Below are 12867 nucleotides of genomic sequence, written 5' to 3'. Positions count from 1 at the left end.
TAAGAAGAAATAGATTTATGATGCCGTTTATCCGTAAACCGTATACCTTAATTGCTGGCGTTGACGAAGTGGGTCGAGGACCATTAGTTGGTGATGTTGTTACCGCTGCAGTTATTCTAGATCCGAATAATCCTATTATTGGGCTTGCTGACTCAAAAAAGATCAGTGAAAAGAAACGTGATTTACTGTACCCCGAAATAATAGAAAAAGCACTCGCTTGGTCTATTGGAAGAGCTTCTGTTGCTGAGATTGATGAGTTAAATATTTTACATGCAACTATGCTGGCGATGCAGCGAGCAGTGGCAGGGTTATCCATTAAACCTGAGTATGTGTATATTGATGGGAACCGTTGCCCCCAATTATCAGTGCCAAGTGAAGCTGTCATTAAAGGTGATAGCTTGGTCGCTGAAATAAGTGCCGCATCGATTATTGCGAAGGTTACTCGAGATAAAGAAATGGTAGAACTAGATAATCAATACCCTGATTATGGTTTTGCCAAGCATAAAGGCTATCCAACAAAAGAGCATCTAGCGCAATTAGTACAATTGGGCGCAACGCCTTTTCATCGTAAAAGCTTTAAGCCAGTTCAACAAGCACTAATCGCCACACAACAAGGGTAAAAAGTAATGCCAGATGACCCGCAATTTATTCACCTTCGTATCCATAGTGACTTTTCTATGGTGGATGGCGTCAGTAAAGTTAAGCCGATTGTTGCTAAAGTAAAAGAATGCAACATGCCTGCAATGGCTATTACTGATCAGATGAATATGTGCGGCCTGGTTAAATATTATGGTGCCGCGCACGGTTCAGGTATTAAGCCTATAATTGGTGCAGACATGTGGGTTCAGTCTGACGAGTTGGAAGGTGAGCAGTTCAGGCTAACACTTTTAGCGATGAATAATCAGGGTTATAAAAATATAACGCTGTTAATTTCTAAAGCATACGAACGCGGGCATGTTGAACATAGACCCGTTATTGATAAAGCATGGTTAGCCGAGCTAAATGAAGGGATTATCATTCTTTCAGGCGCTAAAGACGGTGATATTGGTATTGCGTTATTAAAGGGAAATAACCAACTTGCCGAACAGGTAGCTACTTTTTATCAGACTCATTTTGACAACCGCTTTTATTTGGAGTTAATCCGCACCAACCGAGCCAACGAAGAAGATTATTTACATCTTGCTGTTCAGTTTGCCGCCTATGCAAATTTACCTGTTGTAGCCACCAACGAAGTTGTTATTTTAAGCAAAGACGATTTTGAAGCACATGAAATTCGTGTGGCCATTCATGATGGGTATACGTTGGATGATCCGCGACGTCCTAAGCTTTATAGCGAAGAGCAGTACTTAAGAACCGAAGAAGAAATGTTGGCATTGTTTTCCGACATTCCCGAAGCCATTGCTAATACGGTAGAAATCGCTAAACGCTGTAATGTAACAGTGAGATTGGGCGAATACTTTTTACCTAACTTCCCAACAGGAAAATTATCAACCGAAGACTTTTTAGTTAAAGTTTCTGAGGAAGGGTTAGAAGAGCGTTTAGCGTTTTTGTTTCCAGATCCTGAAGAACGTGCAGATAAACGTGGTGAGTACGACGAACGTCTTAAAATTGAACTAGACGTAATTAACCAAATGGGTTTTCCCGGATACTTCTTAATCGTAATGGAGTTCATCCAGTGGAGTAAGGATAACGATGTTCCGGTAGGCCCTGGGCGAGGCTCAGGTGCAGGCTCATTAGTCGCTTACGCATTAAATATTACTGATTTGGATCCTCTTGAATTTGACTTACTATTCGAACGCTTTCTAAACCCTGAACGTGTATCGATGCCCGATTTTGATATCGATTTTTGCATGGATAACCGTGATAAAGTTATCGATCATGTGTCTAAATTATACGGGCGTGATGCGGTATCTCAAATAATCACATTCGGCACCATGGCGGCAAAAGCCGTTGTTCGAGATGTTGGGAGGGTACTTGGTCATCCCTATGGCTTTGTTGATCGCATTTCAAAATTGATCCCACCCACACCGGGAATGACCTTAGATAAGGCATTTGAAGAAGAGCCAGAATTACCCCACCTTTACAAACAAGACGAAGATGTGCGCGAGCTTATTGATATGTGTCGTAAGCTTGAAGGTTGTACACGTAATGCTGGTAAGCATGCAGGTGGTGTTGTTATTTCACCGACTACCATCACTGATTTCGCACCACTTTATTGTGACGATGAAGGACGACAGCCGGTTACGCAATTTGATAAAAATGATGTTGAAGAAGCAGGCTTAGTAAAATTCGACTTTTTAGGTTTACGTACACTCACTATCTTAAAGTGGGCGGTAGATATGGCCAACGAAAAGTTAGTGAAAGAAGGTAAAGCATTAATTGATATTAATGCAATTCCACTTGAAGACAGTCGCAGTTTTGACATGCTAAAACGAGCAGAAACAACAGCGGTTTTCCAGCTGGAATCAAGCGGTATGAAAAGCTTGATAAGTAAGTTATTACCTGACTGTTTTGAAGATATTATTGCACTAGTAGCACTGTTTCGACCAGGACCACTAGATTCAGGCATGGTAGATAACTTTGTTGACCGAAAACACGGTCGAGAAGAAGTCTCATATCCAGATGCCAATTATCAGCATGAATTATTAAAACCCGTCCTTGAGCCCACTTACGGCATTATTTTATACCAAGAGCAAGTAATGCAAATTGCGCAGGTATTAGCCGGTTATACACTTGGTGGTGCCGACATGTTGCGTCGTGCAATGGGTAAGAAAAAGCCCGAGGAAATGGCAAAGCAACGAACAACCTTTAAAGAAGGGGCTATCAATAACGATATTGACGGCGAACTATCAATGAAAATATTCGATTTGGTAGAGAAGTTCGCGGGTTATGGTTTTAACAAGTCACACTCGGCTGCTTATGCATTAGTTTCATTTCAAACACTATGGATGAAGTGCCATTATCCAGCTGAGTTTATGGCTGCTGTAATGTCAGCCGATATGGATAATACCGACAAAATAGTTACACTTATTGACGAATGTAACCGAATGAAATTAAAAATCATTCCGCCAGATGTAAATGCAGGGTTATATAAGTTTACCGTTAATGATAACGGTGAAATAGTATATGGTATTGGTGCCATTAAAGGTGTTGGTGAAGGCCCTGTAGAAGCCATTTTGGAAGCTAGAAAGAAGCACGGCAGTTTCAAAGACTTATTTGATTTTTGTGCGAAGGTCGACTTAAAGAAAATTAATAAGCGTGTGTTAGAAAAGCTGATTTTAGCGGGGGCGATGGATAAGCTAGGTATCTCACCTGAGCAAGGGCATCGTGCTACATTAATGGCAACAATTACTGATGCCATGCGTGCTGCCGACCAACATGCTAAAGCTGAACAAATGGGACAAAGCGATTTATTTGGTTTGCTAGCTTCTGAGTCAGAGCAAGTTGAGCAACCATTTAACGAAGTAGAAGCATGGGCCGATAAAAAATGGCTAGAAGGTGAACAAGAAACGCTAGGATTATACCTAACTGGCCACCCGATCAATGCTTATGAGCGCGAAATTCGCCATTATGCACCCGGAAGGCTAGTTGACTTAGAGCCTGGGCGAAGAGATCAGGTTGCTGTAGCGGTCGGTTTGGTCATTGGTGTGCGCGTTTTGGTAAATAAAAATAATAAAAAGTGGGCTTTAGTTACATTAGATGATAAAAGTGCACGTATCGATGTGCGTTTATTTCCTGCTGATTACGAAAAGTTTCAAGATTTGCTGCAAAAAGACAAAATCTTGGTGGTATCTGGACAGGTCAGCTTTGATAACTTTAGCGGTGGTAATACAATGACCGGCCGTGATGTAATAGACATAATAAGTGCTCGTGAAAAGTACTTAAAATCTATTAAGCTAAAGTTACATCAACAGAATTTAAATGAGCAGTTTTTATCTAAGTTGAAACTTGCATTACAGCCATTTCAACAAGGTGCAACGCCAATCCAAATTGATTATACGCGGGAAGACGCGCAAGCAGTGATCGACTTAGGAACTAAATGGCGAGTTACACCAACAGATGAACTGCTTTATGAGCTTAGGATGCTAAGCTCACAACAACTAGAATTAATATTTTAAAAAGCTGAGCGTAATTTAATGAGTTTGAACTATCTAGATTTTGAACAACCCATTGCTGATTTAGAAGCAAAAATTGAAGAATTAAAGAATGTTAATCGATCTGGTTCATTAGATCTTGGTTTAGAGCAAGAAATCAGTCAACTTAAAGAAAAAAGTGTTGAATTAACAACAAAAATCTTCTCTGATCTAGAAGCTTGGCAGGTTGCAAAAGTAGCTCGCCATCCCCTTCGTCCCTACACAAAAGATTACATTGATCGTATTTTTACAGAGTTTGATGAATTGGCAGGTGATCGCGCTTTCGCTAATGATCCAGCTATTATTGGTGGTGTTGCGCGTTTAGATGGTCAGCCAGTTATGGTTATTGGTCAGCAAAAAGGACGCGATACGGCAGAAAAAATTAAGCGCAATTTTGGTATGCCAAAACCAGAAGGGTATCGTAAAGCGTTACGCTTAATGGAAATGGCCGAGCGTTTTAAAATGCCAATTATTACTTTTATTGACACGCCTGGTGCTTATCCGGGTGTTGGCGCTGAAGAGCGCGGCCAAAGTGAAGCCATTGCACGTAATTTGAAAGTGATGTCGGCTTTAAAAGTGCCCACTATTTGTACTGTTATCGGTGAAGGCGGTTCAGGCGGTGCGTTGGCAATTGGCGTGGGTGACCGTGTTAACATGCTTCAATACAGTACATACTCTGTTATTTCTCCTGAAGGGTGCGCATCTATTTTATGGAAAAGTGCAGATAAAGCGGAATTAGCTGCTGAAGCAATGGGTATAACAGCACCACGCTTAAAAGAATTAGATCTTATTAATAGTATGATAGAGGAGCCATTAGGCGGTGCGCACAGAGATATGGATAAGATGGCACTTAACTTAAAGGCGATGATCAAAAAAGATCTTGCTGAGCTTGAAGAAATGTCGATAGACGATTTACTCGCTAGCCGCTATAAACGTATTATGTCGTTTGGTTATTGCTAAATAAGTTCTATTACTTATTTTCACTGCTAAAAATTTGTAATAACCGCCTTAGGGCGGTTTTTTATTGCTTATTATTTAATCCTATCTTCAGCGCTAGCATGACTAATAGGTATTTGCTAAAAAGGTATTTGCTAACATGCACCAGATTCACCAGCATATTGCTAATAAATTATTGTCACTTTCTCTTAGCCGGTACTCTGAAATAGTGATTGCTTACAGCGGTGGATTAGATTCAACGGTTTTATTACACGCGATAGCCCAATTACAAAAAAACCACAGCATATCAACCATTAGAGCGTTTCATGTCCACCATGGAATTAGTGAGTTTGCTGATTCATGGTTGCAGCATTGCCAAGCGTTTTCAGCTTCGCTTGATGTTAGCTTTTCGTATAAGCAAGTTAAACTAGTAAAGAAAAGTAGAACCAGCACAGAGCAACAAGCGCGTGAATTAAGATATCAAGCTATAAAAGAGACGTTAACTGGTCCCGCCATTGTGGTAACAGGACAGCATGCTGACGATCAAGTTGAAACCTTATTACTTCAACTTAAACGTGGTGCTGGGTTGAAGGGGTTATCAGGCATGCCAGAGTCGATGGCTTTTACTGAAGATGCATTATTGGTAAGACCGTTATTAGATATTTCACGGAAAGCGTTAGAAGCCTATGCACAATTTTACCAACTTTCTTGGGTAGAAGATGATAGTAATACTGACACTAACTACGATCGAAATTTTTTACGCCATAATGTACTGCCCATTTTAACTGAGCACTGGCAAGGTTTTCGTCACACCGTTACACGAAGTATGCGTCATATTGCACAAGCTGATGAATTGCTGGATGAGTATGTTCAGCAAGATTATAAGGCGGCGGTTGATGGGGCTGCGTTAAGTGTTATTAAGTTGCAGGAATACTCTGAAGTCAGGCAAAAATACGTACTTAGATACTGGTTTGCGCAACATAAACTTCAAATGCCGAGTGAGTCCATCCTGCAGCAAATAATTAAACAGTTTGTTTGTAATACTTCTGAAGTCTCTTCACAAAATACTAAACTTGGAAACGATGCGGTAGTGTCGTTTTCAGGGATACAGGTGCGCGGCTATAAAGGCTATTTATATTGTTTGCCTAAGCTGTTAGGAAAAAAAGATTACCAGTGCAACGTGGATACTTATCAAGCGTTATCAACTACGAGCAACAGTGATAACACTTGCACTGTATCTATTGATTCATCAACACTTTTACCTGCTCAATTAGGCCATATTAGTTTGTCCTTACCTGCAAACGTAAATTGTGCTGTAAAAGCACCGTACTTGTATGAACAAAAACAAAATCAACCACGTAATGATGAATGTGCGAGTAACTTTTACAATGAATTAGCACTACACTTTGTACTCAACACACTTAATGTAGCGCTACCCGGTCGTCGGTCTGAAATAATAGTCACTTTTCCTCATATATATGAAGATAAGGAATTGGTATTACCAAAAAAAATTAAAATTGCAGGACGCGAGCATGCTAAATCTTTAAAGCAAATATACAAGGAGTATAACGTTCCGCCGTGGTTACGGATGTATTTACCATGTGTATTCATTGATAACCAGCTGGCTGCTATTGCAGGTGTGTGTGTGGCTGAGGGCTATGACGCTAAGTTGTTTGACAGGGAAAGTGAATATGTTCTCGAGATAACGTGGCACAATAAATCAAGATCATGAATCGGCAGATAAGGAATAAATAATGACTAACCCTAGCGACATCACGCATCAAGATGTACTTAATTTTTGGTTTGAAGAGTTATCGGCAGAAGACTGGTTCAAAAAAAGTGACGAACTTGATCAAATCATTACGGCTAAATTTGCAACAACATTAAATAAAGCGAAAGCTGGGGAGCTGTTTGAGTGGCGTAGCACTGCAAAAGGTCGGTTGGCAGAAATCATTGTGTTAGATCAATTCTCACGCAATATTCATAGAGACACGCCGTTAGCATTCTCAGCTGACAGTTTAGCTCTTATCCTTGCGCAGGAAGCGCTATTACATGAATATGACAGGCAGCTAACTAATCAAGAAAAAGCATTTTTGTATATGCCGTTTATGCACAGTGAATCAAAAGCTATCCATAAAATTGCTGAGAAATTGTTTAATCAAGATGGTTTAGAGCATAACTATACTTTTGAATTAGAGCATAAAAAGATCATTGATAAATTTGGTCGTTATCCACACAGAAATAACATTTTAAAGCGCGAATCAACCCAGCAAGAGCTGGAATTTTTAAAACAGCACAATGGTTTTTAGTAGGTTAATGGTGTTTCCATTGTCTAAATAGGTAAACCCCCCTGAAATTTTCACAAATGGTTGAATTGCTGCTATTTTTAAAGTAACGCAATTTTAAGTGTAGAATTTGTGGATAAATCATCGCAAGAATTACTGCTTTCATTAAGTAGGCTTGTAAAAACTATGCATGACTCGGATTCGATTCATCGCATGTTAGTCAGTTTGCAAGCTGAAATTCGCTCTCAGTTACATTTCAATGATGTATGGCTTTATTTGTTTAAAGAAAGCGATCCTAACAAAATGGAGTTGATAGATTTTCGTGGTGAGCACAACGGTTCTCATGCTTTTTCTGATGAAAATAAATCTGAGAGATTTCAAGCCATTCAGACTGTCGATATAAAAGACGACAAATGGCTCGAAGAAGTATTTTCTAGTGACACTCCTGTTTTTACCGCTGACGCACGCACCGAGTCTAGGATGGATAAATCGGTAGTTGATAAGATGGGAATAGTTTCTTTGCTAAACGGACTAGTTTGCTTAGGACAAGAGCAGTTTGGTGTACTTTGCACAGGCTCGTTTGATGATGCAACGCCAATAACCTTGTCTAAAGAGCAACTATCTTACTTTTCTGTACTGACCAGTCTATTGGCCGTAAATATTAATCGTGTACAGAGTATTTATTTAACTGATGTTGACCCCTTAACCCAAATAAATAATAGAAAAGGGTTTGTAAAAGTTGCATCTAAACAACTAAAAATGGCTACTCGCGATAAGTGCAGTGTTGCTATTGTTGCCATAAATATAAAAAATTTTTCTAGTGTTAATGCTAAGTATGGCCACCACATTGGTGATCAAGTTCTAGTGCACTTTGCAGCAAAACTAAGCTCAATCATTCGGGATTCTGATGAAGCAGCGAGAGAAGCGGGGGACTGTTTTTTATTGTCATTGTATGGTGTAAGCGATGCGCTGTCGGTGCAGCACCTTATTAATAAAGTTCACTTTAATTGCAATAAAATTAACTTTGAAGGTGTTATGGTTCACTTAGAATTCGAAATAAACTTTGCCATGTTCCCCAATGATGATAAAGAACTTGAGGCACTAATCGAGCTAGCTACCAACCAAAATAACTCAAAATAACCACCTAAATACAAGCATACTTTTTTCTTTAGCTGTAATTCCATTTCAACGTTTAGACTTCCCATTCACTTTGTATTCAGCTTCATTTGTTACGCTTAAGTTATCGCTTTTAGCCGTAGGAGAATAAGCATGAGTATATACAAACATAGAAATATTACTGCAATTGCCGTGCTGGTAATGGGATTAATTGGGGTTGGGAATGTAACTGCAAAAGAGCAAGAGTCGCACATGCGAAAAGGAGCTGAAACAGCTAAGCATTCGCAACATGCTAAACACGCTCATCATGCTCATTCGCATAAAAAATATGTTCACGGTTCTGGCACTAATGCACATAAACACAAGCATCATAAAAGAAACCACCATAAAAAATATGATAGTAAAAAACACAAACATAAAAGACACATTGCAACACATGGTCATAGTTATAACTATTCAAAACACCATGTGAAAAAATATCGAGGTGGTTATAAATATCATGGCTATAACCACAGTCATATGTACCAGTATGATTATCCTTTTAGAAGTCAATATGTAAGCGAACGCCAATATACTTGGCATAAAAAGCATGCACACAAATGGCGTAAACGCCATCAGCATCATTATGGTCATTTACACTACCCACATTATGATAATCGCCACTATCCTAGCTGGGTGTATGCTTATCACAATGATTACATCATGAATCATTACCATGATCGTCATTGCCCACATTGGCATTTTAAATTGGATTGGCATGACATTGCATTCGGAGTCATTGTGCTTTCTATTTTTGATTAAGAGGGTATTGGTGGGCTAGTTTGACGGAAAAGCCTAATGGGGATTTGTGTCGCATTCATCTCAAATTCCCTTTATTATCAAGTCAAAATAATAAGAAACAATGGAAAGTTAAATGAATGCGGTTGTATTAGCTGTTTTATTAATGCTTGGGTTAAGTTTACTAAGAATTAATGTAGTAATCGCTTTAGTGTTAAGCGCAATAGTAGGTGGACTATATGGAGGTTTAAGCTTAGAAGATACAATAAAAGTATTTAGTGATGGCTTAGGAGGCGGTGCCACTATCGCGCTTAATTATGCAATGTTAGGGGCGTTTGCCGTTGCAATTTCAAAGTCTGGTATTACTGATGTTCTTGCAGCAAAAGTCATTTCAAAAATTAAATCAGATAGCACACCACATGAAATTATGTGGGTAAAAGCTGGACTATTAGCCGTAATACTCTGTGCCGCGGTCGCCTCTCAAAATGTTGTCCCAGTACACATTGCTTTTATTCCTATTCTTATTCCCCCTTTGCTGCATGTAATGGCGCAATTGCAATTAGATAGGCGATTAGTCGCGTGTGTGCTTACATTTGGATTAACTGCCACCTATATGCTGTTGCCAGTTGGGTTTGGTGGTATTTTCTTAAACGATATTTTATTTCAGAATTTAGTTGAAAACGGCGCTACAATTGAAAAAGCACAGTTGCCATTCGTAATGGCTATCCCTGTTTTTGGCATGTTCCTAGGTTTATTGGTCGCTATTTTTATTACCTATCGCAAATCACGAGAGTATTCGTTAGATAAAATTTTATCGATTGAACCTGAAACAAAAGAAATTAATGTATTTCATATTATGGTTGCTGTAGCAGCCATATTAGCTGCATTAGCAATTCAATTGTTTACCGGTTCTATAATATTGGGTTCGTTGTCAGGGCTCATTATCTTTGTGCTTTCTGGGGTAGTTAAATACAACGAAACACACGACACCTTTACAAAAGGTGTTTATATGATGGGCATGATTGGTTTTATCATGATAGCGGCATCGGGGTTTGCAGATGTCATGAAAGCGACTAATAGCATTGATAGCTTAGTGCTTGCAGTTAATAGTGTAATAGGTGACAGTAAGCTAATGGCGGCGCTATTGATGTTATTGACTGGTTTGTTAATCACCATGGGGATAGGTTCTTCGTTCTCAACAATTCCAATCATCGCATCTATTTATGTTCCTATGGCAATGAGTTTTGGCTTTACGCCATTAGCCGTTGCAGCGCTAGTAGGTACGGCTGGTGCGCTAGGAGATGCAGGTTCTCCGGCTTCTGATTCTACTTTAGGGCCAACATCGGGGTTAAATGTTGATGGCCAGCACGATCATATTTGGGACTCTGTTGTACCCACCTTTCTGCATTATAATATTCCATTAGTACTATTTGGTACGGCTGCAGCGTTAATTTTATAAGAAACTCGCTTACCGCCAAGACGCAAGTAGTAGTGCGTCTTGGCTTAAATTCATAGTGTATTTTGCAGCAAGAAATCTAAAATACACGTTTGATTTTTAATCAAAAAAAGAGGTAAAGATTTAAATTTTAACTAAGCTTATTGCTGTGGCCACATAAAAATTAAAAAGGTGATAAGCATGAATAATGGCGTTCGAACCCTCATACCTAGCCTCGTTATTGGTTTTGTGTTGACGTGCATGGTTGCTTGTAACCCACAGCAATCAAATAATCAGCAAGGTAATGAAGTAGACACTAAAGTTGAGCAGAGCAACCAAGCTGCGACAGCGCCAAAAGAGTCATCTAAAGCAACCAATAAACAGAATGATTGTCAGTTAACCGTGGGGTTTGATACGTGGGAACCCTACCAGTATGTTGATATTGATCGCGAAGTTAAGGGGCTTGATATTGAAATATTAAGGTTGGCAGCTGAAAAAATGGAGTGTGATTTGGCTTTTCATCAAGCAACTTGGGTTGAGCTTTTAGGGGAGCTTAGGTCGGGTGAAATTGATTTAGTTTTAGGCGCATCTAAAACTGCAGAGCGAGAAAACTTTGCCATCTTCTCAAGTCCTTACCGTGAAGAGTCGTTTTCGCTTTACGTTAGAAATGCAGATGATTTCAAATATCAACAGGCTGATATAAAAGAGTTTGTGGAAGCTGGGCATAAAGTTGGTTTAGTTGATCAATATTATTATGGTGATACTGTTGATGGTTTAATGGATGACGATAAACTCAGTTCATTATTTGTACCTGCAATGATGAGTGAAATAAACATCGCGCGTTTGTTAGACATGGACATTGACGGCGTGCTTGAAGATAGTTTCGTAGGTGCCTCAATTATTAGACGAAAAGGGCTAGGGCAATATATCACCAAGCACCAAATAACCATCAACACAGGCAGTGTTTATGTCATGTTTAGTAAAAAGTCAGTTAAGCCTGAAATTGTAAACGAGTTTAATAAAGCGCTGGATGAAATTAGAAATAGCGGAAAATTTGAAGAATTAACCGATCGTTATTCGATGAAACGTTAATAAAAATAAAGCTGATACAATTATGTACTAGCTTTATTCGCATGACGGATTAAGAGCTCCGCAACCTGCTGTTTTACAGCTCTTTTATCATCTTCAGCGACACCGAAGCGAATGGCAAGTTGTTGAATCTCTTCATCACTTAAATTAAATGATAAGCGCTGGCGGGTTTTATTCGACTTAACTTCAAGTTGCAGAATTTTCCGGATCATGTCTGAAGGAGTCAGCTCTTCATCAATCGCTTGTTTTTTTATCTTTTTCTGAACTTCACTACTTAAGTCGAACGCCATTTGCGTGGCTCGAATGGCCTGCTCTTGGCGTTTCCACTTGGCTTGTTTATCATTCACGCGTTGTTACCTGGGAATAGATCTACAATATCGTTAATAGGTCGCGAGATTGTTAGCGACACTTCAGTCTCACCGCCATCCCAGATTTCAATGTTTATGCTGTGGTTTTCATCTTCAGATTCAAGATGAATCACTTCACAAGGCTCACCGCTTTCATCTTGATAGCGAGGTAAGCTAAGATTACGGTAGTCTTTTTCATGGTAGTAACAAACGTAAGGCGCTTCAGATTGCTGATACGTATTAGCGAGGAAGCGTTCAAATTTTTCTGGTTTATTAGCCACTTTAATTTGAGTGAGACCATCTTCATCAAAGATACGTGCAAACTCATCTAAAGTGAAAATAGCGTCAACATCACTGCGTTGAATTTTGATAGAGAAGTTAGCAAATTCTTCACCGTCTTCACGCTCAATTTGTAGGAACGCTACGTTGCCTGATTCACTTTCAAGAACAAATTCGTATTCTGCACTGTGCTGATATTGATACGTTTGTACATCAGTAACTTTCAGTGTTTGTCCTTTAAGCCAAGAAGGGTAAGCAAAAGAATCAATAACCGTTAGCATGTCGTCAACTTTTAATTCGCTAGGATGAGTAAGCTGGCGCTCGGGCTTTTTTTTAGATTTGAAGAAGCCAAACATTTATCACCTGTTCATTAGTTTATTTATACCTAAGGTTATTACGGAGCCTATCACGTTAGGTATGTAGTCATAAAAACGAGAAAAGGAGGCTAAGCCTCCTTTATTATCATTGTG

General features: G+C 39.3%; 11 protein-coding genes. 9 read left to right on the top strand and 2 right to left on the bottom strand.

Translation table 11 applies throughout. The features are described 5' to 3' along the window. The first annotated feature begins 17 nt into the window (after positions 1–17). From rnhB to HUU81_RS12575, 9 genes are all read left to right on the top strand, one after another. A complete protein-coding gene (gene rnhB, locus HUU81_RS12615) occupies positions 18–620 on the top strand; it encodes a ribonuclease HII (protein WP_407644825.1) in 603 nt (200 codons plus the stop codon). Between the two features lie 6 nt (positions 621–626). Then, positions 627–4118: a DNA polymerase III subunit alpha gene (gene dnaE, locus HUU81_RS12610; RefSeq protein WP_199609284.1), complete on the top strand. Its 3492-nt coding sequence runs from the start codon at positions 627–629 to the stop codon at positions 4116–4118. 18 nt (positions 4119–4136) lie between these two features. Further along, a complete protein-coding gene (accA, locus tag HUU81_RS12605; RefSeq protein WP_199609283.1) occupies positions 4137–5093 on the top strand; it encodes an acetyl-CoA carboxylase carboxyl transferase subunit alpha in 957 nt (318 codons plus the stop codon). Positions 5094–5229: 136 nt separating this feature from the next. Further along, positions 5230–6801 (top strand): tRNA lysidine(34) synthetase TilS, encoded by a 1572-nt coding sequence (gene tilS / locus HUU81_RS12600; protein WP_199609282.1) that lies wholly within the window; start codon positions 5230–5232, stop codon positions 6799–6801. 22 nt (positions 6802–6823) lie between these two features. Beyond that, positions 6824–7378: a DUF924 family protein gene (locus HUU81_RS12595; protein ID WP_199609281.1), complete on the top strand. Its 555-nt coding sequence runs from the start codon at positions 6824–6826 to the stop codon at positions 7376–7378. 108 nt (positions 7379–7486) lie between these two features. Further along, entirely contained in the window at positions 7487–8494 is a 1008-nt protein-coding gene (locus HUU81_RS12590) for a GGDEF domain-containing protein (RefSeq protein WP_199609280.1), read from the top strand. Positions 8495–8623: 129 nt separating this feature from the next. After that, positions 8624–9271, top strand: coding sequence for a hypothetical protein (locus tag HUU81_RS12585; protein WP_199609279.1), 648 nt, complete (start codon positions 8624–8626; stop codon positions 9269–9271). 112 nt (positions 9272–9383) lie between these two features. Further along, positions 9384–10706: a Na+/H+ antiporter family protein gene (locus tag HUU81_RS12580; RefSeq protein WP_199609278.1), complete on the top strand. Its 1323-nt coding sequence runs from the start codon at positions 9384–9386 to the stop codon at positions 10704–10706. 177 nt (positions 10707–10883) lie between these two features. After that, positions 10884–11774 carry a substrate-binding periplasmic protein gene (locus HUU81_RS12575; protein ID WP_199609277.1) on the top strand — a complete coding sequence of 297 codons (891 nt, stop codon included), beginning with the start codon at positions 10884–10886 and terminating at the stop codon, positions 11772–11774. Positions 11775–11794: 20 nt separating this feature from the next. Here the strand turns inward: HUU81_RS12575 and HUU81_RS12570 are convergent, their stop codons facing one another. Both HUU81_RS12570 and HUU81_RS12565 read right to left on the bottom strand, forming a co-directional pair. Beyond that, the gene (locus HUU81_RS12570; RefSeq protein WP_407644851.1) at positions 11795–12061 is read right to left on the bottom strand and encodes a hypothetical protein; all 267 of its coding nucleotides are present in this window, start codon (positions 12059–12061) and stop codon (positions 11795–11797) included. Positions 12062–12114: 53 nt separating this feature from the next. Then, entirely contained in the window at positions 12115–12753 is a 639-nt protein-coding gene (locus tag HUU81_RS12565; RefSeq protein ID WP_199609275.1) for a hypothetical protein, read from the bottom strand. Positions 12754–12867: the final 114 nt, after the last annotated feature.

The sequence above is a fragment of the Flocculibacter collagenilyticus genome (assembly GCF_016469335.1).
GTDB lineage: Bacteria > Pseudomonadota > Gammaproteobacteria > Enterobacterales > Alteromonadaceae > Flocculibacter > Flocculibacter collagenilyticus.
This window is presented reverse-complemented; position numbering and strand designations above follow the sequence as displayed.

What these genes read in the sequence shown, in the direction of transcription:
- rnhB (WP_407644825.1), top strand. Translation starts at nt 18, where the DNA reads ATGATGCCGTTTATCCGTAAACCGTATACCTTAATTGCTGGCGTTGAC.
- dnaE (WP_199609284.1), top strand. Translation starts at nt 627, where the DNA reads ATGCCAGATGACCCGCAATTTATTCACCTTCGTATCCATAGTGACTTT.
- accA (WP_199609283.1), top strand. Translation starts at nt 4,137, where the DNA reads ATGAGTTTGAACTATCTAGATTTTGAACAACCCATTGCTGATTTAGAA.
- tilS (WP_199609282.1), top strand. Translation starts at nt 5,230, where the DNA reads ATGCACCAGATTCACCAGCATATTGCTAATAAATTATTGTCACTTTCT.
- HUU81_RS12595 (WP_199609281.1), top strand. Translation starts at nt 6,824, where the DNA reads ATGACTAACCCTAGCGACATCACGCATCAAGATGTACTTAATTTTTGG.
- HUU81_RS12585 (WP_199609279.1), top strand. Translation starts at nt 8,624, where the DNA reads ATGAGTATATACAAACATAGAAATATTACTGCAATTGCCGTGCTGGTA.
- HUU81_RS12580 (WP_199609278.1), top strand. Translation starts at nt 9,384, where the DNA reads ATGAATGCGGTTGTATTAGCTGTTTTATTAATGCTTGGGTTAAGTTTA.
- HUU81_RS12575 (WP_199609277.1), top strand. Translation starts at nt 10,884, where the DNA reads ATGAATAATGGCGTTCGAACCCTCATACCTAGCCTCGTTATTGGTTTT.
- HUU81_RS12570 (WP_407644851.1), bottom strand. Translation starts at nt 12,061, where the DNA reads ATGGCGTTCGACTTAAGTAGTGAAGTTCAGAAAAAGATAAAAAAACAA.
- HUU81_RS12565 (WP_199609275.1), bottom strand. Translation starts at nt 12,753, where the DNA reads ATGTTTGGCTTCTTCAAATCTAAAAAAAAGCCCGAGCGCCAGCTTACT.